The organism is Polaribacter sp. Asnod6-C07 (assembly GCF_045063625.1).
GTDB lineage: Bacteria > Bacteroidota > Bacteroidia > Flavobacteriales > Flavobacteriaceae > Polaribacter > Polaribacter vadi_A.
The window spans coordinates 2,182,860-2,205,825 of the sequence record NZ_JBEFOF010000005.1; the positions used below are offsets into that span (position 1 = coordinate 2,182,860).

A 22,966-nucleotide genomic window follows, 5' to 3' on the forward strand; every position below is an offset into this window, starting at 1 on the left:
TTATGCTATTGTTAATTCTTCTACCATTGGTTCTTCTGTTCTTAAACGTTCTAAAGCACGTTTGTATTCTGTTGGCATAACTTTTACAAAATTTGTTAAACTAGTATCCCAATCTGCTAATAAATTTGCTCCTTTATCGCTATCAGTAAATAAAACGTGTTTTTCTATTGTTGCTTTTAAATCAGTAGCATCTTCATTCGAAATTTCTTCAAATTCTATTGTTTCAGTATTACATAATCCGTTTACAAATTTGTTTTCTGGATCATAAACATACGCAATTCCACCACTCATACCTGCAGCAAAGTTTCTACCAGTTTTACCTAAAACAATTACTTTACCACCAGTCATATATTCACAGCAATGATCACCTACACCTTCTACAACTGCTGTTGCTCCTGAATTACGTACAGCAAAACGTTCACCCGCAATTCCGTTGATATATGCTTGACCATTAACAGCACCAAATAAACAAACGTTACCAATAATTATATTTTCATCAGCAATAAAATCTGCTTCTTTTGGTTTTTTAACGATTAATTTTGCACCAGATAAACCTTTACCTAAATAATCGTTTGTATTACCTTCTAAAGTAAAAGTTAACCCGTAAGCACCAAATGCCCCAAAACTTTGACCTGCTGAACCTGTAAAATTGATATTTAAAGTATCTTCAGGTAAACCTAAGTGACCATATATTTTAGAAATTTCGTTACTAACTATAGCTCCTACTGTACGATTTATATTATTAATAGGATAAGCTAGGTTCATTTTTTCTTTACGATATAAAGCTCTATGAGAATCTTTTAATATTGTAAAATCTAATACGTTTTCTAAATTATGATCTTGTTTTTCAGTATTTTTAACAGTTAAACTTCTATAAACAGAAGGTCTGTGTAATATACTTGATAAATCTAATCCTTTTGCTTTATAGTGCTTAATTGCCTTATTTGCATTAATTTTATGAGTTTGTCCAACCATTTCAGCTAAAGTTCTGAAACCAAGTTGAGCCATAATTTTTCTTAATTCTTCTGCAACGTAATAGAAAAAGTTTATTACGTGTTCAGGTGTACCTTTAAAGTTTTTTCTTAAATCCTTATCTTGAGTTGCTATACCAACAGGACAAGTATTTAAATGACATTTACGCATCATAATACAACCTGAAGCGACTAAAGGAGCTGTTGCAAAACCAAATTCTTCTGCACCTAATAAAGCAGCAATAGCTACATCACGTCCTGTTTTTAATTGACCATCACACTCAACAACAATTCTACTTCTTAGATTATTAAGTACTAAAGTCTGTTGTGCTTCAGACAAACCAAGTTCCCAAGGTAAACCTGCATGTTTTAAAGAGGTAAGAGGAGAAGCTCCTGTACCACCATCGTAACCAGAAATTAAAACAACATCTGCTTTTGCTTTAGCAACACCTGCTGCAATTGTACCTACACCAACTTCTGAAACTAACTTCACATTAATTCTAGCTTCACGATTTGCATTTTTTAAATCGAAAATTAGTTGTGCTAAATCTTCAATTGAATAAATATCGTGATGTGGAGGAGGAGAAATTAAACCTACGAATGGTGTCGAATTTCTCGCATTTGCAATCCAAGGTAAAACTTTATAACCAGGTAATTGTCCACCTTCACCAGGTTTAGCACCTTGTGCCATTTTAATTTGAATCTCTTTTGCGTTTGATAAATAATGAGAAGTTACCCCAAATCTACCAGATGCTACTTGTTTAATGGCAGAGTTTCTACTATCACCATTTATATCTTTTTGAAAACGTCTTCTGTCTTCACCACCTTCACCAGAATTTGATTTACCACCAATTCTGTTCATTGCAATGGCTAAATTTTCATGTGCTTCTCTTGAGATAGATCCATAAGACATTGCACCTGTTTTAAAACGCTTTACAATATCTGTCCAAGGTTCTACTTCATCTAAAGGAATTGGGTCTAAGTTATCAAATTCGAATAAACCACGAATTGTCATTAAACTTTCTGCTTGTTCATTTATTGTTTTTGCATAAACATCGTAACTTTTTTGATCACTTAAACGAACAGCCTGCTGTAATTTAGAAACAGTTGTTGGGTTAAATAAATGACGTTCACCATTTCTTCTCCATCTATAATCACCACCAATATTTAAACTTAAATTTTTATCGATTTGATTATCTGGATATGCTTGTTTATAACGTTGATCTATTTCTTTTTCAACTTCATATAAACCAATACCTTCTATTCTTGATGCTGTATATGGGAAATATTTTTCTACAAATTGAGAATTAAAACCTACAATTTCGAAAATTTGAGAACCTCTGTAAGATTTTAAAGTAGAGATTCCAATTTTGTTCATCACTTTTAAAACACCTTTACCAATAGCTTTGTTAAAGTTGTCTACTGCTTTTTGCTCATCCATATCAGTAATGAAGCCTTCTTTAACTTGCATTCTGATAATTTCGTTTACCATATATGGGTTAATAGCACTTGCTCCATAACCAAATAAAGTTGCAAAATGATGTGGTTCACGTGGTTCTGCAGATTCAATAATAATATCAAAGTGAGAACGTTTACGTAGTCTATTTAATTGATGATTTACGTAAGAACAAGCCAATAAAGCTGGTATTGGTGCATTTTCTTGATTTACACCTCTATCTGAAAGAATTATAATGTTAGATTTTCTTTCTAATGCTTTTTCTATTTGAATGATAATATTATCTAAAGCATCTTCTAAACCGTTTAAACCTTTTGATTTCGGATATAACATATGAATAGTTTCTGCTTTGAAACTTTCAATATCTATATTTCTAATTTTTTCTAAATCAGCATTAGAAATTACAGGATTCTGTATTCTTAATTTACGACATTGTCTGTCTGTTATGCTGAAAATATTTCTGTCTTTTCCTAAGTTTAAACTAATATCAGTTACAATATTTTCTCTAATACCATCTAAAGGTGGGTTTGTAACTTGTGCAAATAATTGCTTAAAATAATTAGAGATTAATTGTGGCCTATCTGATAAAACTGCTAAAGGTGTATCTATACCCATAGAGCCTAAAGCTTCTTTACCACCTTGTGCCATAGGTGTAATTACTTCTTGAATGTCTTCGAAAGTATAATTAAATAAACGTTGACGTGTTTTTATATCTATCGTTTCAATTGGGCAAGTTTCGCTAGTATAAGGAACGTCTTTTAAATGTAAACGAGTATTATCTAACCATTCTTGATAAGGTCTCTCAGAAACCACCTTATTTTTGATTTCTTCATCATCAATAATTCTACCTTCATTCATGTCTACCAAAAACATTCTTCCTGGCTCTAATCTACCATGTTTTTTTATATCTGAAGGATCAATATCTACTACACCAACCTCAGAAGACATAATTAATTTACCGCTTTTGGTAAGCGTATATCTAGATGGTCTTAAACCATTTCTGTCTAATAATGCTCCAATATAATCTCCATCAGTAAATGGTACAGAAGCAGGTCCATCCCAAGGTTCCATAATACAACCATTATATTCGTAAAAAGCTTTACGAGCATCTGGCATTGTTTTATGTTTTTCCCAAGCTTCAGGTATCATCATCATCATAATTTCTGGTAATGAACGACCTGTATGTGTTAATAATTCAACAACCATATCCATAGAAGCTGAATCAGATTTCCCTGGTAATATTATTGGAAAAAGTTTGTCTATTTGATCTCCAAAAACATCACTTTTCATGATTTCTTCACGTACACGCATTCTACTTACATTACCACGTAAAGTATTTATTTCTCCATTTTGACACATATGTCTAAATGGTTGAGCAAGCTCCCAAGTTGGCATTGTATTCGTTGAGAAACGTTGGTGTACTAATGCTAAACGAGTAACTAAATCTATTTCTTGAAGGTCTTTATAATATGGGCCAATATCTTCTGGCATTATAATACCCTTATAGATAATTGTAGTTATAGATAAACTAGGAATGTAAAAATAATCAGCTTCAGAAATTTTTGAATTTCTAATTTCGTGTTCAGCTATTTTACGAGCAGCATATAATTTTGCTTTAAAAGTGGCTTCATCAATGTCTTCTGTTTTACCAACAAAAAGTTGTTCTATATTTGGTTCAGAGTTTAAAGCAATTTCACCCAGTTGAGTAGAATCTACAGGTACTTCTCTCCATCCTAAAACAGAAAGGCCTTGTTTTTTTACTTCGGATTCGAAAGTAGTTTTACAAAATTTATATTGATTTGAAACTTTTGGGAGAAATACCATACCAACAGCATATTCTCTTTGATCTGGCAGAGAGAAATTACAAACACGAGTAAAATAATCGTGAGGTATATCTATTAATAAACCAGCTCCATCACCAGTTTTTCCATCTGCACTAACACCACCTCTATGTTCTAGTTTTACTAGGATTTCTAAAGCATCGTGTATAATTTGATTTGTCTTTTCTCCATTCAAATTACATATAAAACCAGCTCCACAATTTTCATGTTCAAACTCTGGTAAATACAGTCCTTGTTTCTCCATATTATATTCAATTATATTTACAAAGCTATGTATTTTGTTGAATATAATTCAGTTTTAAGAGATCTTTGATGTAATTTTTATGATGAAATTAAAAATAAGGTATAAAAAACATATTTATGATAATTTTAATGTTTTATATTTGTCAAATTCATAAAAACAAGAAATCTGCCTTTAAAATGTTAAGTTTAAAGGCAGATTTTGTTTTAAATGTAAACTTTTAATGTTCGTTTAGTCTAAAGTCTGGATAAGCATCCATTCCATGTTCATGGACATCTAAGCCTTCTAATTCTTCTTTTTCACTTACTCTAATTCCTACTATTTTTTTAAGAGTATAGATAATTAAAAAAGAAGATACTAGGCAAAAAGCTGCATAACAAGCTACCCCTTTTAATTGTATTAAGAAGGTGTGTTCTGGGTTTGTAGAGAAAATTCCTACAGCCAATGTCCCCCAAATACCACAAATTAAATGTACTGCAATAGCACCTACAGGATCATCTAGTTTTATAGCGTCAACAAAAGCTACAGCAAAAACAATTAAGGTACCTGCAATAGCGCCAATAATTATTGCGCTCTCTGGCGTCATTACATCAGCACCAGCAGTAATACCAACTAAACCACCTAAAATACCATTTAGAAACATTGTTAAATCAAGGTTTTTGTATTTTAAGAAAGATACTAATGCAGCTACAACTCCACCAGCTGCAGCAGATAAGCAAGTTGTTACTAGTGTTAAAGATGTTAATTCTGGATCTGCTGATAGTACTGAACCACCATTAAAACCAAACCAACCTAACCAAAGAATTAAAACACCAGCTGTTGCAAGAGGTATATTGTGTCCAGGTATTGCTTGTGGTTTTCCGTTTTTGAATTTGCCTATTCTCGGCCCAAGTAACCAAACAGCAACTAATGCAGCCCAACCACCAACAGAATGTACTAGTGTAGAACCTGCAAAATCATAGAACCCCATTTGGTCTAAAAAACCACCACCCCATTTCCAAGAACCAGTAATTGGGTAAACTAAACCAACATAGATAATTGTAAAAATCATAAACGGACCAATTTTCATACGTTCAGCTACTGCACCAGAAACTATAGTTGCAGCAGTTGCAGCAAACATTCCTTGAAATAAGAAATCTGTCCACCATGTGTACCCACCATCTGCGTATTCTGTTGTCATTCCGTTTTCTGGTGCAGAAATACCAAAACCTGCAAAATCAATAAAACCAACAGAACCTTCTTCAAAACCAGGATACATAAGGTTAAAGCCACCAATGTAATATAGCAGTAAACCTACAGTTATTATAAATATATTTTTAAATAGTATGTTAATTGTGTTTTTTTGTCTAGTTAATCCGATTTCTAAAAATGCGAAACCTGTGTGCATAAAGAAAACTAATGCTGTACAGATCATCATCCATACATTATTTGCTGTAAAAATTCCTTCCATTTTTTATTATTTTGATATTTTTTTTAAAGTTTCGCCTCCTTTTTCTCCTGTTCTTATTCTGTAAGCTTCTGTAATGTCTGATACGAAAATTTTGCCATCACCAACTTCTCCTGTTGCAGCAGAATTAAGTAGTGCTTTTATGGTTACTTCTTCAAAATCATCATTAACAACTATAGATAAATATCTACGTTGTATGTCACTAGTGCTATAACTTACACCTCTGTATACATGTCCTTCCTTTTCGTTGCCCAAACCAGTTACATCCCAATAAGAGAAAAAGTTTACGTCAACTTCATGAAGTGCTTCTTTTACGGCACTAAATTTTGATTTTCTAATAATTGCTTCGATTTTCTTCATGCTAATTATGATTGATTAATTTTATAATTTTGTGAAAAATAGTAAAAAAATATTATAACAAAAAAATCACGCAACTTTTAAAGTTGCGTGATTTATAAATTATAATCTTAATTATTAGAGCAATACTCTATTTATCAGTATCAAATTCTCTTACTCTTTTTCCAGGATAAGCGATTGATCCGTGTTCTGAAATATCTAATCCTTCGATTTCAACTTCTTTAGTTACACGTAATCCCATTGTTGCTTTTAAGATTCCTAAGATAATAAAAGATAAAGCTACTGCCCAAACAGCATAAGCTAAAACTCCAATTGCTTGAGCACCTAATTGAGCTGCACCACCACCATTGAATAAACCAATTGCAGTATCACCATCTACACCCCAAAGACCAATTACTAAAGTACCCCATGCACCAGCTACACCATGTACAGAAGCAGCACCAATTGCATCGTCAATTTTTAATTTCTTTTCAATAAATTCAATTGAGAATACAACAATTATACCACCAATTAAACCTGCTAATACAGCACCACCAGCAGTCATGTTACCACAACCAGCAGTAATACTTACTAAACCTGCTAAACAACCATTTAATGTTTGTCCTAAGTTAGGTTTACCATACCAGATCCAAGTTGTAACTAATGCACCTAAACCACCAGCTGCAGCAGCTAAGTTTGTAATTAATACTACGTTAGAAGCACCAGTTGCATCAGCACCACCCCAAGCTAATTGAGATCCACCATTAAAACCAAACCAACCAAACCAAAGGATAAAAACACCTAAAGTTGCTAATATTTGGTTATGACCAGGAATTGGTAAAACTTTACCATCTACGTATTTACCTATTCTAGGGCCTACCATAAATGCAGCTACTAAAGCAGCCCAACCACCTACAGAGTGTACAATTGATGAACCAGCAAAATCGATAAACTCAGCTGGCATAATACCATCTGTATCGTTTAACCATCCACCATTCCATTCCCATCCACCAGAAATTGGATAGATGATTGCAGTCATGATTAAAGAAAATATAATATAAGTTGTATATTTTGTTCTACCAGCTATTGCTCCAGATACGATTGTTGCAGTTGTTGCAGCAAACATTGTTTGGAAGAATAAATCAGCTCCTTCTCCTTGGAATAAACCACTCCAAAAGAACCATCCGTTAGAAGTGTCTCCATACATTAAAGAATAACCTACTAACCAGAAAGTTATAGAACCAACACAGATGTCTAGCAAGTTTTTCATTGCTATGTTTACTGCATTTTTAGATCTTGTCATACCAGATTCTACTAATGTAAATCCTGCTTGCATTAAGAAAACTAAGATACCTGCAATTAGCATCCAAAGCATTCCCATATCTCCATTAACTTGTTCTAAAACTTGAGCAGCTTCAGATGGAGTATCTTGAAATAATGTTAAAAATAAACTCATATTATATATTTATTAGTTAGTAATTAATAGTTGAATTTCTTCTTAGAAAGAGTAGATAGCAGCAATAGTGAAAGCAGATAAGCTATTTGTAGCCATACCATCATTGTCAAAATAAGGGTCAGTGTTATCCCATCCATCTAATCTAAATTCAGGTTTAATGATTAAGTTGTCTACTGTATAACTACCTGTTAAAGTTAAACCTAAAACACTCTCGTCATTATTTGCATCACCATGTAAAGCGTAAATTTCACTTCTTAATCCTAAAGAAAAGCTTTCTGAAGTTGCTAATTGTGGGTATAAAGCTACACCATAGAAACCAGAACCGTCGTTGTCATTATATGCAGCGTTTATTCCTAAGAAAAAACTTTCTGATACATCAAAACCACCAGTATAATCAATTTCGAATCCTAAACCATCATTGTTTCCACTATCATAGTATAAGTTAAGGAACTGTCCTTTATATCCTAATTGAGTACCAAATGCATATTCTCCAGTCATAGAAGTGTCATTTGTATCCCAAGGATTCGTAATTGCTAACATTAAGCTAAAATCTTCAGATAAAGTAAAATCTGCTTTTAAACCCATATGAGAAAATGGTCCGCTTGAAAATAAGTAAGATGTACTGTAGTTAAAGTTTGCTGCAGGTGCAATAACTTCATAACCTAAAAATGTATTCCATCTACCAAAAGTTAACGTAGTGTTTTCAGAAACATTCCAGTAAACATAAGCTTGGTTTACAATACCGTCAACAATATCAGAATTAAATGTTGCTCCAGCACCTTTAGGTCCAGTAACTAAATCTAAAACAGCTCCAGCTTTTTCTCCTTCATAACTAGCAATAACATTTGCCATACCTAAAGCAAATCCAGATTTACCTGCAAATGCAGTTCCAAAAGAAGGACCCGAATTATCAGGAGAACTTAAATACGTTTGGTAATACGCATCAACAGAACCGCTAATCGTTAATTTTTTTTCTTCTTCTTGTGCATTTACTAACAATCCGCTTGCTAATAACAAAGTAAAAATAATTTTTTTCATAATGATGTTCTTTTTAGTTTTTATTGATTTTTATTATTTGAACGCTCCAAATGTAAATATTTAATTTAATCTAACAAGGGGGGTGAATTTTCAAAACATACTTTTTGAGGGTTTACCCCTTAAAAAAATAGGGGTTAATTTGAGATAACTTTATTTTAACGTTTATTTAAGGTAAAAAATGTTAGGTTCATAAAAAAGTTGCCTATAATTTTGAGATATTCATAAAAATGCACTTTTTGTAAAAAAAAATGCAATTATTGTACATTTGCACTTATGAAATATTCAGTTTCTTACTTAATTTACTTACAATTCCTTGGTTTTCGGTTTTCTGGTTGGCAAAAACAGAAAAATGCAAAAACATTGCATGAAATTATTGATAAAACCTTGTCTTTTATACTTTTAGAAGGTGATTATAAAACAATTGGTGTTGGTAGAACAGATGCAAAAGTTTCTGCTAATGGTTATTATTTTCAGCTTTTTACAAATTCGATTTTGGAACCAGAATTGTTTTTGAAGTCTTTAAATTCTAATTTTCCTGCGGATTTTAGGGCTATTTCTATGCAAAACGTAGATAGAAAGTTTAATATTATTAATGCTGATAAGATAAAAGAGTATCATTACTATTTTTCTTTTGGAGAAGAAAACCATCCTTTTGCTGCTCCTTTTATTGTAAATGTTAATACTGATTTAAATATTGATTTAATGAAAAAAGGGGCTAAACTGTTTGAAGGCGAGCATTATTTTCATAAATATTGTACTAAGCCATCAGAGAATACAGTTTTTAAGAGGGTAATACATTCTTGTGAAATTGTAGAGAATGATGTTTTATTAGCTAACTTTTTTCCTGAAAAGTCTTATATATTAAAAGTAAAGGGAAAGGGGTTTTTAAGATATCAAATAAGATTAATGATAGCTACTTTGTTTGAGTTAGGTAAAGGTGATTTAAGCTTAGAATTTATTGAAGCTTCTTTAAAAGAGGATAATGATAGAAAGTCTTTAAGAAATATTGCGCCTGCTTCTGGTTTGCAACTGTATACTATAGATTTGCAATTGTAAATATGATTACCTATTTATTATAATTGAATTCTATTGATCTTAAAAAAAAGTTGATTTAAGGGGTTTTGATTTTGTTTACAAGTATTTGCATGAGCGATAGAAATGGCATCCTTTTTTGAAGTATGAAAAAAAGATATAATGGATAGCGCGATTTTTGTTTTTCACAAAAACATGCCAAAATAAAAATCCACCATAAAAAAGATGGATTTTTATACATTATATATAAGTGCTTTTAACCCTTGATAACTCCTCTAGAAATAACAATTTTTTGAATTTCTGAAGTACCTTCGTAAATCTGAGTAATTTTTGCATCTCGCATTAAACGTTCTACATGATATTCTTTTACAAAACCATTTCCTCCATGAATTTGTACGGCTTCTACTGTTTGTTCCATAGCAACTTTAGATGCGTATAATTTTGCCATTGCAGAAGACATGTCGTAATTATTTCCTTGATCTTTGTCCCAAGCAGCTTTCATAACCAACATTCTTGCAGCTTCAATTTCGGTGTACATGTCTGCTAATTTAAAAGCAATGGCTTGATGATTGCAGATTTCTGTACCAAATGCCTTACGTTCTTTTGAGTATTTTAAAGCCAATTCATAAGCGCCAGAAGCAATACCCAAAGCCTGTGCAGCAATACCAATTCTACCTCCAGAAAGTGTTTTCATTGCAAACTTAAAACCAAAGCCATCTTCGCCAATTCTATTTTCTTTGGGTACTTTAAGGTCGTTAAATTGTAACGTATGCGTGTCTGAACCACGAATTCCTAATTTATCTTCTTTTGGGCCAATATGAAAACCTTCTGTGTTTTTTTCAACGATAAAAGCGTTAATTCCTCTATGTCCTTTTTCTCTATCTGTTTGTGCAATTACTAAATATACGTCAGAGCGTCCTCCATTTGTAATCCAGTTTTTTGTTCCGTTTATTAAGTAATGGTCGCCTTTATCAATAGCAGTTGTTGCTTGAGAGGTTGCATCAGATCCTGCTTCTGGTTCAGATAAACAAAAGGCACCTATTTGCTCTCCAGATGCTAATTTTGTTAGGTATTTTTTCTTCTGTTCTTCAGTTCCATATGCTTCTAAACCATAACAAACTAAAGAATTATTTACAGAAACCATTACAGAAGCAGAAGCGTCTATTTTAGATAATTCTTCCATAATTAATACGTAAGAAATGGCATCCATTCCACTACCACCATATTTTGGATCAACCATAACACCCATAAAACCAAGTGCTCCCATTTTTTTTACTAATTCATCTGGGAATTCTTGTTTGTTGTCTCTTTCTATAACACCAGGTAATAATTCAGTTTTAGCAAAGTCTCTTGCTGCGTCACGTATCATTATGTGTTCTTCTGTTAAGCTAAAATCCATATTGTATTTTTATTATATTCGTAATTTAAGACTACAAATATATCGATTTCGTAATATATTTTGAATATACTTTTATTATTTTTACATATATGATTAAAAATGAAGTTTTTGTTATTGGTGTAATGTCTGGAACATCTTTAGATGGTGTAGATTTAGTATATGTTAAGTTTGATAAAAATGATTATAAAAATTTTGTAATTCTAAACTCAGAAACAGTAAGTTACCCTAAAGAATGGAAGCAAAGATTACAGTTTGCAATAGATTTATCTGATAAAGAAATACAAGAATTAGATAATAATTATGGTAAACTTTTAGGAGGTATAATAAATGGTTTTATTCAAAAATTTAAACTGATAAATATTGATTTTGTAGCTTCTCATGGACATACAGTTTTACATCAACCAGAAAAAGGAATTACACTTCAGATAGGGAATGGAAAAGAAATTGCCGAAATTACCAAGCAAAAAGTTGTTTGTGATTTTAGAACTCAAGATGTAAAATTGGGTGGGCAAGGAGCGCCTTTGGTGCCTATTGGAGATGAATTATTGTTTTCAAATTATGATTATTGTATCAATTTAGGTGGGTTTTCAAATATTTCCTTTAAAAAGGATGGTCAAAGAATTGCATATGATATTTGTCCTGTAAATATTGTTTTAAATTTTTATGCCAATAAATTGGGATTTGAGTATGATGCATCAGGAGAAATTGCAAAATCAGGTAAAATTAATCATCAACTACTAGCCAAGTTAAACGCTTTAGAATTTTATCAGAAAAATCCACCAAAATCTTTAGGATTAGAGTGGGTGCAGCAGAATGTTTTTTCAATGATAGATCAGTTAGAGGCGAATGTGCCAGATGTTTTAAGAACTGTTGTAGAGCATGTTGCCATACAAATTAGTGTAGTTATAAAAGATAATACATCACTTTTGTTTACAGGAGGTGGAGTTTTTAATACTTTTTTAATGGAGCAGGTTGCTTGTTACTCAAATGTTAAAATTGGTTTACCAGATTTTAAATTAATCCATTTTAAAGAGGCATTGATATTTGCATTGTTAGGTTTGTTAAAGATTGATAATCAGGTAAATTGCTTAGCAAGTGTAACTGGTGCACAAAAAGACCACTCTTCTGGCGTTATTTTTTAACGGTTAGTTCGTTATAAAATTAATTTGAACAATCATTTTTTTACTGTAAGTTTGTAGGGATATCACAATATTTTATAATAATTTAAAATCAATTTTAAAAATGAATCAACTTTAACTTTTTCCATATAGTTTTTAATTAAAAAAGGGAAAAGAAAATAGCAAATCGAAGTTGAGTAGTCATTAAAATTTTAAAATGAAAGAATTATTAAAAATATACGAAAATAAACAACCAGAAATTGTTTTTCATTGGAAAGATCAAGAAACTGAAGCAGAAGGTTGGACAGTTATAAACTCTTTAAGGGGAGGTGCAGCAGGTGGTGGAACAAGAATGCGTAAAGGCTTAAATATGAATGAGGTTTTGTCTTTGGCAAAAACTATGGAAGTTAAGTTTACAGTATCTGGCCCAGCAATTGGAGGTGCAAAATCAGGTATAAATTTCGATCCAAATGATATTAGAAAAAGAGGTGTTTTAGAACGTTGGTATAAAGCAGTTACTCCGCTTTTAAAACATTATTATGGTACAGGAGGCGATTTGAATGTAGATGCTGATAAAGATGTAATTCCGATTACCGAAAGTTGTGGTGTTTGGCATCCTCAAGAAGGTATTTTTAATGGGCATTTTAAACCCTCTGAAGCAGATAAGATAAATAGAATTGGCCAATTACGTATGGGCGTAATCAAGGTGATTGAAGATGAAACGTTTTCACCAGATTTGTCTAGAAAATATACAATTGCAGACATGTTAACGGGGTATGGAGTTGCAGAAGCTGTAAAACATTATTACAATATTTACGGAGGAGAAGTTAAAGACAAAAGAGCCATAGTACAAGGTTTTGGAAATGTAGGTGCAGCTGCAGCTTATTATTTAACAAAATTAGGAGCAAAAGTTGTTGGTATTATTGATAGAGATGGTGGTTTAATAAACGAAAAAGGATTTTCACAACAAGAAATGACTGATTTATTTTTGTCTAAAGATGGAAATAAATTGACATCAAAAAATATGATTTCTTTTGATGAAATAAATGAGAAAATTTGGGGCTTACCTGCAGAAATATTTGTTCCAGCAGCAGCTTCTAGATTGGTTTCTCAAGATCAAGTACAACAAATGATAGATACTGGTTTAGAAGTAATATCTCCAGGAGCTAATGTTCCTTTTGCAGATAAAGAAATTTTCTTTGGCCCAATTATGGAGTATACAGATAATCATTTAAGTTTGTTGCCAGATTTTATTTCCAATTGTGGTATAGCAAGAGTTTTTGCTTATTTAATGGAGGCAAAAGTTGATTTACCAATGCAAGATAAGGCTATATTTAATGACACATCTAACATCATAAAAAAAGCATTACAAAAAACATTTAAAAAGAGTGCGTCTAAAACAAAAATCTGTTCAACTGCATTCGAAATAGCGTTAAAACAATTAATTTAAATAATAAATAAAAATGGAATCAGTAATTATTATTGTATTTGTAATGGGGTATTTAGCCATTACTTTAGAGCATAATTTAAAACTAGATAAGTTAATACCTGCCTTGGTTATGATGGCAGTTTGTTGGGCTCTAGTTGCACTTGGTGTAGACAACTTTACAAATTGGTTCGATTCTGCAAATCATGGTTTAGTAGACGGTTTTGCAACAATGGGGCATGATGATAAATTACATTTGGTAGAAGAAACGTTATTACATCATTTAGGTAAAACAGCAGAAATTCTAGTTTTCCTTTTAGGTGCAATGACAATTGTAGAAATTATCGATTATTTTGATGGTTTTTCTACTATTAAAAGTTACGTGAATTTTAAAGGTAAGAAAAAGCTTTTATGGATGTTTGCAATTCTAGCTTTTATTTTATCAGCAATTATAGATAATTTAACAGCTACAATTGTTTTGATTTCTATTTTACAGAAAATTGTAAAAACTAGAGATGATAGAATTTGGTTTGCTGGTTTAATTATTATTGCTGCAAATGCAGGTGGTGCTTTTTCACCTATTGGAGACGTAACAACAACAATGCTTTGGATTGGGGATAAAGTAAGTACAGGTATGTTATTTACCTATTTATTTTTACCATCATTATTATGTATGGTTGTGCCTACTTTTATTGCAACTTTTTTACCTGCTTTTAAAGGAGAAATTGATTTTGATGAAAACGAAGTAGAGAAGCCTAAAAGTCAGCACAGTGCAACTATGTTATATTTAGGGTTAGGAGCAATTTTATTTGTGCCAGTTTTTAAAACAGTTACACATTTACCACCTTATGTTGGTATGATGTTGTCTTTAGGTATTGTAGCAACCTTTGCTGAAATTTATAGTAATTCTAAATTTGCGTTGTCAAAAGTAGAAGGAGAGCAAGCTCAAGAACACGAAGCAGAAGCACATCACAGTCCTGTACATGCATCTTTATCTAAAATAGAAATGCCTAGTATCTTATTTTTCTTAGGTATTTTAATGGCAGTTGCAGCTTTAGAATCTTTAGGTATTCTATTTAATTTTGCTGATAGTTTAAAACAAGGTATTCCTTTAATGGGTTCTGAGTTAGAAGGTACAGTAGTTTCTGATTTAGTGGTAATATTATTAGGTATTGGTTCTGCAGTAATCGATAATGTACCATTAGTAGCCGCAAGTTTAGGAATGTTTTCTGAAGGTTTAGATAATCCTTTATGGCACTTTATTGCATTTTCTGCAGGTACAGGAGGTTCTATGTTGATTATAGGTTCTGCTGCTGGAGTTGTTGCAATGGGTATGGAAAAAATAGATTTCTTTTGGTATTTGAAAAAAATATCTTGGTTAGCTTTAATAGGATTTTTAGTAGGATCTTTATCATTTGTTTTACTAAGAGCATTTATTTAAACATAATTTTAATAAAATTCAAAATGCCATTTTGTTAATTTACAAAATGGCATTTTTTTTGCTATAATTAAAACTGAATTGTTACCTTGAAACAATTTTAAAAAAGAACAGTCGTTAATATATAAAACCAAAAAACTTAGTTGAATGATTTCATTTTTTCAAGAAAATAAAGACTTACTAGAAGAAGCTGTACAAGAAGAAAAAACACTCTCTATCTATAAGTTAATTATGGATGGTGGTTTAGGAGGACAAATAATTATTGCTTTGCTATTTGTGTTGTTAGCTGTTGCCCTATATATTTATTTTGAACGCTTTTTTGCAATAAAATCTGCCTCTAAAGTAGATAAGAACTTTATGAATCAAATTAAAGATTTTATTTCTAATGGTAATTTAGAATCTGCAAATGCATTATGTAAAAGTAAAAATACGCCTACAGCAAGATTAATTGGTAAAGGTATTTCTAGAATTGGTAAACCTTTAGATGATATCAATACAGCTATAGAAACTGCAGGTAAATTAGAAGTGTATCAACTAGAAAAAAATGTATCTGTTTTAGCTACAATTGCAGGAGCAGCACCAATGATTGGTTTTTTAGGAACTGTTATTGGTATGATCATTGCCATTCATGAAATTGCAAATGCTGGTGGACAAATAGATATAAAAATGCTTTCTGACGGATTATATACAGCTATGACAACAACAGTTGCAGGATTAATTGTGGGTATTATCGCTTATATAACCTACAATCATTTAGTGGTAAGAACCAATAAAGTTGTCTATCAAATGGAAGCAAAATCAGTTGAGTTTTTAGATTTATTAAACGAGCCAGTTTAGAGGAGTTTGAAATTCAAGATTTAAGATTCAAGATTAATAACCCTGAAAGCAAAGTATGAATTTAAGAGGAAGAAATAAAGTAGATCCGTCATTCAACATGTCTTCAATGACAGATATTGTTTTTTTATTACTGATATTTTTTATGCTAACTTCTACTTTGGTTACTGTAAGTGCTATAGATGTTTTATTGCCCAAAGCTGGTGGAAAAACAGAAAACAGTAAATCAGTTGCTGTAACAATTACCAATAAATCTATTTTTTATATTGATAAAACTGAGGTAAGTTCATCAAGTCTAGAAAGTGAAATTTTAAGAAGTGTTGGTACAGATAAACAGAAAACCATTGTAATTAGAGGTGATAAAGATGTGCCTTATAAAAATGTAATGAAGGTGATAGATATTGCAAATAAGAATAAGTTAAAAATGATTTTAGCTGTAAAAGGGAAGTAAATACAATTGTCAGTTCGAGTGATTTTCTGATTGAAATAAAGAAAATTGTATCGAGAACTTTATAAACAATGCCAATATTAGACACAAAACATAAACGAAAATCAGCAATAATAACATTAATAATTTTAATGTTATTGCTATTTGGTATACTTAATTATGGTATGCAATATTTAGATCCGCCAGAAGAATATGGGGTTGCTATTAATTTTGGAGATACAGATTATGGTAGTGGAGAAGCAGTTTTAAATACCAAAAAAGCACCAACTCCAAAGGTTGAAGAACAAGAAGAAATTATAGAAGAAGAGGTTGTAGAAGAAACTCCTGATGAAATTATAGAAGAAGAAATTATTACTGAAGAAACTGTAGAGGATGTTCCTGTAGTGGAAAAAGTAAAAGAAGTAAAAAAAGAACCTATTAAAGAGGTTGTAAAAAAAGAAGAGAAGCCTAAAGAAAAACCAAAACCTAAACCAAAACCATCAAAAGAAACTACAGATGCATTAAATAGTTTGTTAAATGGTAATGCTTCTGATGGTGCTCCTAAAGGTGAAGGAGATGATAATGAAGAAGGTGTAAAAGGAAAATTAAATGGCGATCCAGAATCCAATAAATATTATGGAAATACGGGTAGTGGTTCTGGTGGTAATTATAATTTAGCTGGTAGAAAAGCACTGTCTAAACCCAAAGAGCAACCAAATTGCCAAGAAGAAGGTATTGTTGTGGTAAGAATTACAGTAAATAAAAATGGAAAAGTAATTAGCGCTGTTCCAGGAGTAAAAGGTTCTACAAATACGGCTGCTTGTTTACTAAAACCAGCTAAAGAAGCTGCGTTAAAAACCACTTGGAATGCAGATGATAAAGCTCCATCAAATCAAACAGGAACTATTATTTATAAGTTTTCTCTCTCTAAATAATGCTTATTTTTGTTGATTCTGTCATTCCTGTAAAAGCAGGAATCTAAAATCAGAATTATGAACTATCAAGAAACTTTACAATGGATGTTTGCTCAATTACCCATGTATCAAAAAGAAGGTAAAACTGCATTCAAAAAAGACTTAACTAATATTTTAGCATTTTCTAAAGAATTAGAGCACCCAGAAAAAAAGTTTAAATCTATTCATGTTGGGGGTACAAATGGTAAAGGATCAACTTCTCATATGTTGGCTTCAATTTTACAAGAAGCAGGTTATAAGGTGGGTTTATATACATCACCACATCTAAAAAACTTTACAGAGCGAATTCGTATTAATGGTAATGAAATTCCGCAAAGTAAAGTTATATCATTTATCAATAGCCATAAGGGATTTTTAGAAAAGCAAAAACTGTCTTTTTTTGAAATGACAGTAGGCTTAGCTTTCGATTATTTTGCAAAAGAAAAAGTAGATATAGCTATTGTTGAAGTCGGTTTAGGTGGTAGGTTAGATTCTACTAATATTATAATGCCAGAAATTTCAGTAATTACAAATATAGGACTAGATCATACACAATTCTTAGGAGAAACCTTGCCAGAAATTGCTTTTGAAAAAGCAGGGATTATTAAAGATATGATTCCTGTAATTATTGGTGAAGAGCAAACAGAGGTTAGAGACGTTTTTTTAGAAAAAGTAAAAGAAACAAATTCAGCACTCTTTTTTGCTTCGGATATTATACAAAATTATACAAGTGATTTATTGGGTGATTATCAGCAAAAAAATACGAAAACAGCAGTGTTAACAATACAAAAACTATATGGATTTATAGTTTCAGAAGAAAATATTAAAAAAGGGTTATTAAATGTGGTAAGAAATACCAATTTAAAAGGAAGGTGGCAGATTTTACAAGATAATCCAAAAGTTATTTGTGATACTGCTCACAACAAAGAAGGTTTAGAAATAGTGCTGAATCAATTAAAAAAAGAAAAGTTTACAAAGTTGCATATTGTGTTAGGTGTTGTTTCTGATAAGAAATTAGATGAGGTTTTACCTCTTTTCCCAAAAACGGCTACCTATTATTTTTGTAAACCTGATATCCCAAGAGGGCTTTCTGAAGATGAATTACAATTAAAAGCAAGAAATTTCGATTTAAATGGAAAAAAATATTCATCTGTAAAAAATGCGTATACAGACGCCTTAATAAATGCAAATCAGCAAGATATAGTTTATGTTGGTGGTAGTACTTTTGTGGTTGCAGAAATAATTTAAAATAAATTTCATTTTTTGTTTGTCAGATTCAAAAACAGTGTTATATTTGCAACCGCTTAAGGTAATTGTCTTAGTTGTTTTAGAAATTATCAATTTTGGTTTTGAAAAATTAAAATTATAAAAGTGATTAAATTCCTACCTTAGGAATTAAAATATAAAAGGGCAATTAGCTCAGTTGGTTCAGAGCACTTGGTTTACACCCAAGGGGTCAGGGGTTCGAATCCCTTATTGCCCACTTCAAAAATCCTTTACTATTATAGTAAAGGATTTTTTTATTTAGCTATGAATTGCTTCTGATGTTTTAATACTTAAAAATCTTGATAGATATGTATAGGGGAGCTAAAGATGTTGAATATGTAGTTTGAAAGCACAATTCTAATTATAAAAGGTGTTCTTTTGAGTATTGAAGTTTTAGTTATGGTGTGTCGTAAAAAGTTTGAGGCATGATTAAAGGCATTGAACTGAGAACGACAAGTAATAATTGGAAAAGTAAAAAAGCCATTCAAAAATTTATAGGCGCTTTAAAAACTTAAGGAGCTCTCAATTTCTTCAATAAGGTAAAAGTTTATTGCTACATTTATTGTTCGCTAAAAATAATTATAGTAATTTTTTGTGTTGAGCAATTTGTAAATTTAAGTTTTAAATTTGTTCTTTTTTTTATCAATTTTTTTAGATATTGAGAAATGAATGTTATTTGTGTTATTGAATAATGTAATGAGGGGAATTAAAATTGTCTTGTTTTTTAGATAGTAATGTGTGAATTTCATATATAGCATGGTTAGTAAAAAAACATGAACTTTATTCTTTTTTTTAAGAGTTGTTTAAAATAACTGTGTCTTTTTATTTCGAATTTTTTGCTTTTCATTCATACATAAAAAACCTTTTTTGTACATTCGTAGACTTATAATTATTTACGTTAGTTAATGCAAAAAATAAAAATAGCAATCATTGGTTTAGGGTATGTAGGTTTGCCGCTAGCGCGATTATTTGCTACAAAATATCCTGTGGTTGGTTTTGATATTAACACGCAAAGAGTTGCAAAACTGCAAGAAGGAATCGATGAAACCCAAGAGGTAGATGATACGCTTTTAAAGCAAGTTATTGTAAATGAAGAACGTGCTGCAAAGGGTTTGTATATTACTACAGATTCGAATAGTTTGCAAACTTGCAATTACTTTATTGTAACAGTACCTACCTCTGTGGATAAAAATAATCAGCCTGTTTTAAAGCCATTGTTATCAGCTAGTAAAACCATCGCAAAATATTTAAAGAAAGAAGATATTGTTATCTATGAATCTACAGTCTATCCAGGGGCAACTGAAGAAGATTGTATTCCTGTTTTAGAAAAACATTCTAATTTAAGTTTTAATGAAGATTTTTTTGTAGGGTATTCGCCAGAAAGAATTAGCCCTGGAGATAAAGTAAGAACGGTAGAAAGTATACTAAAAGTAACTTCTGGTTCTACTCCTGCAACTGCAAAAAAAGTGAATGATTTATATAAATCTGTATTAAAAAACGGAACACATTTAGCACCTTCAATAAAGGTGGCAGAGGCTGCTAAAATTATAGAAAATTGCCAAAGAGATATTAATATTGCCTTTGTAAATGAATTGGCTAAGATTTTTAGTTTAATGAACATTAATACCAGTGATGTTTTAGAGGCAGCCGCAACAAAATGGAATTTTCTTCCTTTTAAACCGGGTTTAGTAGGTGGTCATTGCATAGGTGTAGATCCATTTTATTTGGCGCAAAAAGCACAGCAATTTGGTTATTATCCAGAAATTATACTATCAGGTAGACGATTAAATGATAGTATGGGTAGTCATATTGCTTCAGAAGTCATCAAGTTGATGATTAATAAAGAGGTAAAAATAAAAGGTGCTAAGGTTTTAATTTTAGGGATTACTTTTAAAGAGAACTGTCCAGATATTCGAAATACAAAGGTGGTCGATTTATATCATGCTTTAAAAAGTTACGGAGTAGATATTGATATATACGATCCATGGGCACAAAAAGAAGAGGTTTTTGAGGAGTATCAAATCAGTTTATTAGAAGGTTTAACTGAACATAAATACGGAGCTATTGTTTTGGCAGTAGCACACAATGATTTCAAAGAAATTGATATAAGTGAATTACAAAGAAGTAAATCTGTAATTTATGATATTAAGAATTTTTTAAAGGTTAAGGATAAGAGTTTGTAGGTTCACAGTTCTCAGTCTTAGTTTTTGGTTAAAAATAAGGGGAATTATAAATTACGAATTATGACAAATAGGAGGAAGAGAAGATAGTCTTGAAATAAAAAAAAAGTTGAGTGTTGGAAGTAAATGGTTTGGAATTAGAACTCAACAACGAACATAGATAAACGAATCACGAATAAGTACAGCAAAAAAGCGGAAAATATAAATGAAGAATTTTGCATTAATAGGAGCAGCTGGTTATATCGCTCCAAGGCATTTACAAGCCATTAAAGAAACTAATAATAACTTAATTGCGGCTTTAGATAAGTTTGATAGCGTAGGGATTATGGATCGTTATTTCCCAAAAGCAGATTTCTTTGTAGAATTTGAGCGTTTTGATCGTCATATCGAAAAGTTAAAAAGAAATGGAACACATTTGGATTATGTATCAATCTGTACACCTAATTATCTGCACGATTCACATATTCGCATGGCATTAAGAAGAGGAGCAGATGCCATTTGCGAAAAACCTTTGGTCTTAAATCCGTGGAATATAGATGCTTTAAAAGATATTGAAAAAGAGTCGGGGAAGAAGATAAATACTATTTTACAATTACGATTGCATCCGAGTATCATTGCTTTAAAAAATAAAGTAGAAGCTGCTAATTCCAATCAAAAATACGAAGTAAACCTAACCTATATTACTTCTCGAGGACGTTGGTATGATATTTCTTGGAAAGGTGATGAAAGCAAGTCAGGAGGGATTGCGACTAATATAGGTGTGCATTTTTACGACATGCTTTCTTGGATTTTTGGAGCAGTTCAAGAAAATATTGTACATTTAAGGACGCAAAATAAGGCTTCTGGTTATTTAGAATTTGAAAAAGCCAGAGTACGCTGGTTTTTGTCTATCGATGAAAATTCTTTACCAGAAGCGGTTAAGCAAAAAGGGCAAAGAACTTATAGATCGATCACCGTGAATGAAGAAGAAATTGAGTTCAGTTCAGGATTTACAGAATTGCATAATCGTAGTTATGAAGAAATCATAAAAGGAAACGGTTTCGGATTGGTTGATTCTGAAGAATCTATAAAAATAGTACATGACATTAGGAATTTAACAATTCTTAAAAAAGGGGAAAAACATCCATTTTGTAGTTAAATAAATAAACATATATTTGTCTCAGTATTAATTAAAAATGTAACAATGAAAAAGAAAGCAATTATCGTTTCTGGTTATTTTAATCCTATTCATAAAGGGCATTTAGAGTACTTTAATAATGCCAAATCCTTAGCTGATGAGCTATTTGTAATTGTAAACAGTGATTTACAAAGGGAGTTAAAAGGTTCTAAAGCATTTCAAAAAGAAGACGAACGTTTAATTATAGTTAGTAATATCAAAGCAGTAGACAATGCGATTATTTCTGTAGATCAAGATCGTACTGTTTGTGCAAGTATTGCGCATTTGGTCAAAGAATATGGGGATGCCTATGATTTTGCTTTTGCCAATGGTGGAGACCAAAACAACAACTCTATTCCAGAAGTGCCTACTTGTAAAGAATTGGGTGTAGCCTTAATCGATGGTTTAGGTGACAAAATACAATCTTCTTCCTGGTTGCTTAAAGGTAAGGAGTAACAAGTAGAAATCAAAAATTATCAACCAAAAAGAATAAAAATAAATTAACATGAAAATTGGTATTACTTTCAGTGCTTTCGATTTGTTTCATGCAGGGCATGTAAAAATGTTAGAAGACGCAAAACAAGAATGTGATTATTTAATCTGTGGTTTGCAAACCGACCCAACCTTAGATCGTCCAGAAAAAAATAGACCGATTCAATCTGTAGTAGAACGCTACATCCAATTAAAAGGCTGTAAGTTTGTGGATGAGATTGTACCTTATGCTACAGAGCAAGATTTAGAAGATGTATTACGCTCTTTTAAAATAGATGTGCGTATTGTTGGGGATGAATATATGAATAAACAATACACAGGTCGCAAATATTGCGAAGAATCTGGGATAGAACTTTTTTACAATAAAAGAGAACACCGTTTTTCGAGCAGTGGTTTACGTAGAGAAGTACAAGAAAAAGAAAATTTAAAAGAGGAAGTAAAGTCTAAAAAAGCATAAAG

General features: G+C 31.4%; 18 protein-coding genes and 1 tRNA gene. 13 read left to right on the forward strand and 6 right to left on the reverse strand.

Annotated features, from left to right (window positions below; translation table 11 throughout):
* From gltB to ACJJVK_RS09380, 5 genes are all read right to left on the reverse strand, one after another.
* Positions 1–4,512: a glutamate synthase large subunit gene (gene gltB, locus ACJJVK_RS09360; RefSeq protein ID WP_405565462.1), complete on the reverse strand. Its 4,512-nt coding sequence runs from the start codon at positions 4,510–4,512 to the stop codon at positions 1–3.
* 217 nt (positions 4,513–4,729) lie between these two features.
* Entirely contained in the window at positions 4,730–5,959 is a 1,230-nt protein-coding gene (locus ACJJVK_RS09365; RefSeq protein WP_405565465.1) for an ammonium transporter, read from the reverse strand.
* 6 nt (positions 5,960–5,965) lie between these two features.
* A complete protein-coding gene (locus ACJJVK_RS09370) occupies positions 5,966–6,316 on the reverse strand; it encodes a P-II family nitrogen regulator (protein WP_215993419.1) in 351 nt (116 codons plus the stop codon).
* A gap of 127 nt (positions 6,317–6,443) precedes the next feature.
* Entirely contained in the window at positions 6,444–7,748 is a 1,305-nt protein-coding gene (locus ACJJVK_RS09375; protein ID WP_215993418.1) for an ammonium transporter, read from the reverse strand.
* A 42-nt stretch (positions 7,749–7,790) separates the two neighbouring features.
* A complete protein-coding gene (locus ACJJVK_RS09380) occupies positions 7,791–8,786 on the reverse strand; it encodes an outer membrane beta-barrel protein (protein ID WP_405565468.1) in 996 nt (331 codons plus the stop codon).
* Positions 8,787–9,059: 273 nt separating this feature from the next.
* On the opposite strand from ACJJVK_RS09380, the gene ACJJVK_RS09385 reads away from it, so the two are divergent.
* A complete protein-coding gene (locus tag ACJJVK_RS09385) occupies positions 9,060–9,842 on the forward strand; it encodes a tRNA pseudouridine synthase A (protein WP_405565470.1) in 783 nt (260 codons plus the stop codon).
* 232 nt (positions 9,843–10,074) lie between these two features.
* On the opposite strand, the gene ACJJVK_RS09390 is transcribed toward ACJJVK_RS09385, so the two are convergent.
* On the reverse strand, positions 10,075–11,217 hold the full coding sequence (locus ACJJVK_RS09390) for an acyl-CoA dehydrogenase (RefSeq protein WP_215993415.1): 1,143 nt from the start codon (positions 11,215–11,217) through the stop codon (positions 10,075–10,077).
* 89 nt (positions 11,218–11,306) lie between these two features.
* On the opposite strand from ACJJVK_RS09390, the gene ACJJVK_RS09395 reads away from it, so the two are divergent.
* The 12 genes from ACJJVK_RS09395 (at position 11,307) to ACJJVK_RS09450 (ending at position 22,964) form a co-directional block, all read left to right on the forward strand.
* Positions 11,307–12,359: an anhydro-N-acetylmuramic acid kinase gene (locus ACJJVK_RS09395; RefSeq protein WP_405565473.1), complete on the forward strand. Its 1,053-nt coding sequence runs from the start codon at positions 11,307–11,309 to the stop codon at positions 12,357–12,359.
* Between the two features lie 193 nt (positions 12,360–12,552).
* The gene (locus tag ACJJVK_RS09400; RefSeq protein ID WP_405565476.1) at positions 12,553–13,785 is read left to right on the forward strand and encodes a Glu/Leu/Phe/Val dehydrogenase dimerization domain-containing protein; all 1,233 of its coding nucleotides are present in this window, start codon (positions 12,553–12,555) and stop codon (positions 13,783–13,785) included.
* A gap of 13 nt (positions 13,786–13,798) precedes the next feature.
* Complete coding sequence (nhaD, locus tag ACJJVK_RS09405) at positions 13,799–15,202, forward strand: sodium:proton antiporter NhaD (protein WP_405565479.1); 1,404 nt, start codon at positions 13,799–13,801, stop codon at positions 15,200–15,202.
* Between the two features lie 144 nt (positions 15,203–15,346).
* The gene (locus tag ACJJVK_RS09410) at positions 15,347–16,036 is read left to right on the forward strand and encodes a MotA/TolQ/ExbB proton channel family protein (RefSeq protein WP_405565482.1); all 690 of its coding nucleotides are present in this window, start codon (positions 15,347–15,349) and stop codon (positions 16,034–16,036) included.
* A gap of 55 nt (positions 16,037–16,091) precedes the next feature.
* Complete coding sequence (locus tag ACJJVK_RS09415; RefSeq protein WP_405565484.1) at positions 16,092–16,484, forward strand: ExbD/TolR family protein; 393 nt, start codon at positions 16,092–16,094, stop codon at positions 16,482–16,484.
* Positions 16,485–16,552: 68 nt separating this feature from the next.
* Complete coding sequence (locus tag ACJJVK_RS09420) at positions 16,553–17,395, forward strand: energy transducer TonB (protein ID WP_405565487.1); 843 nt, start codon at positions 16,553–16,555, stop codon at positions 17,393–17,395.
* A 57-nt stretch (positions 17,396–17,452) separates the two neighbouring features.
* Complete coding sequence (locus ACJJVK_RS09425) at positions 17,453–18,661, forward strand: bifunctional folylpolyglutamate synthase/dihydrofolate synthase (protein WP_405565489.1); 1,209 nt, start codon at positions 17,453–17,455, stop codon at positions 18,659–18,661.
* A 160-nt stretch (positions 18,662–18,821) separates the two neighbouring features.
* Positions 18,822–18,896: transfer RNA gene (locus ACJJVK_RS09430), tRNA-Val, on the forward strand.
* 688 nt (positions 18,897–19,584) lie between these two features.
* Positions 19,585–20,862, forward strand: a complete 1,278-nt coding sequence (locus ACJJVK_RS09435) for a nucleotide sugar dehydrogenase (RefSeq protein WP_405565492.1) — start codon at positions 19,585–19,587, stop codon at positions 20,860–20,862.
* A gap of 202 nt (positions 20,863–21,064) precedes the next feature.
* Complete coding sequence (locus ACJJVK_RS09440; RefSeq protein WP_405565495.1) at positions 21,065–21,997, forward strand: Gfo/Idh/MocA family oxidoreductase; 933 nt, start codon at positions 21,065–21,067, stop codon at positions 21,995–21,997.
* 45 nt (positions 21,998–22,042) lie between these two features.
* The gene (locus ACJJVK_RS09445; protein WP_215993406.1) at positions 22,043–22,471 is read left to right on the forward strand and encodes an adenylyltransferase/cytidyltransferase family protein; all 429 of its coding nucleotides are present in this window, start codon (positions 22,043–22,045) and stop codon (positions 22,469–22,471) included.
* A gap of 49 nt (positions 22,472–22,520) precedes the next feature.
* Positions 22,521–22,964 (forward strand): adenylyltransferase/cytidyltransferase family protein, encoded by a 444-nt coding sequence (locus tag ACJJVK_RS09450; protein WP_215993405.1) that lies wholly within the window; start codon positions 22,521–22,523, stop codon positions 22,962–22,964.
* Positions 22,965–22,966 lie beyond the last annotated feature (2 nt).

Bases quoted from the DNA above. Each gene is read 5' to 3' on its own strand.
- gltB (WP_405565462.1), bottom strand. From the start codon at position 4,512: ATGGAGAAACAAGGACTGTATTTACCAGAGTTTGAACATGAAAATTGT.
- ACJJVK_RS09365 (WP_405565465.1), bottom strand. From the start codon at position 5,959: ATGGAAGGAATTTTTACAGCAAATAATGTATGGATGATGATCTGTACA.
- ACJJVK_RS09370 (WP_215993419.1), bottom strand. From the start codon at position 6,316: ATGAAGAAAATCGAAGCAATTATTAGAAAATCAAAATTTAGTGCCGTA.
- ACJJVK_RS09375 (WP_215993418.1), bottom strand. From the start codon at position 7,748: ATGAGTTTATTTTTAACATTATTTCAAGATACTCCATCTGAAGCTGCT.
- ACJJVK_RS09380 (WP_405565468.1), bottom strand. From the start codon at position 8,786: ATGAAAAAAATTATTTTTACTTTGTTATTAGCAAGCGGATTGTTAGTA.
- ACJJVK_RS09385 (WP_405565470.1), top strand. From the start codon at position 9,060: ATGAAATATTCAGTTTCTTACTTAATTTACTTACAATTCCTTGGTTTT.
- ACJJVK_RS09390 (WP_215993415.1), bottom strand. From the start codon at position 11,217: ATGGATTTTAGCTTAACAGAAGAACACATAATGATACGTGACGCAGCA.
- ACJJVK_RS09395 (WP_405565473.1), top strand. From the start codon at position 11,307: ATGATTAAAAATGAAGTTTTTGTTATTGGTGTAATGTCTGGAACATCT.
- ACJJVK_RS09400 (WP_405565476.1), top strand. From the start codon at position 12,553: ATGAAAGAATTATTAAAAATATACGAAAATAAACAACCAGAAATTGTT.
- nhaD (WP_405565479.1), top strand. From the start codon at position 13,799: ATGGAATCAGTAATTATTATTGTATTTGTAATGGGGTATTTAGCCATT.
- ACJJVK_RS09410 (WP_405565482.1), top strand. From the start codon at position 15,347: ATGATTTCATTTTTTCAAGAAAATAAAGACTTACTAGAAGAAGCTGTA.
- ACJJVK_RS09415 (WP_405565484.1), top strand. From the start codon at position 16,092: ATGAATTTAAGAGGAAGAAATAAAGTAGATCCGTCATTCAACATGTCT.
- ACJJVK_RS09420 (WP_405565487.1), top strand. From the start codon at position 16,553: ATGCCAATATTAGACACAAAACATAAACGAAAATCAGCAATAATAACA.
- ACJJVK_RS09425 (WP_405565489.1), top strand. From the start codon at position 17,453: ATGAACTATCAAGAAACTTTACAATGGATGTTTGCTCAATTACCCATG.
- ACJJVK_RS09435 (WP_405565492.1), top strand. From the start codon at position 19,585: ATGCAAAAAATAAAAATAGCAATCATTGGTTTAGGGTATGTAGGTTTG.
- ACJJVK_RS09440 (WP_405565495.1), top strand. From the start codon at position 21,065: ATGAAGAATTTTGCATTAATAGGAGCAGCTGGTTATATCGCTCCAAGG.
- ACJJVK_RS09445 (WP_215993406.1), top strand. From the start codon at position 22,043: ATGAAAAAGAAAGCAATTATCGTTTCTGGTTATTTTAATCCTATTCAT.
- ACJJVK_RS09450 (WP_215993405.1), top strand. From the start codon at position 22,521: ATGAAAATTGGTATTACTTTCAGTGCTTTCGATTTGTTTCATGCAGGG.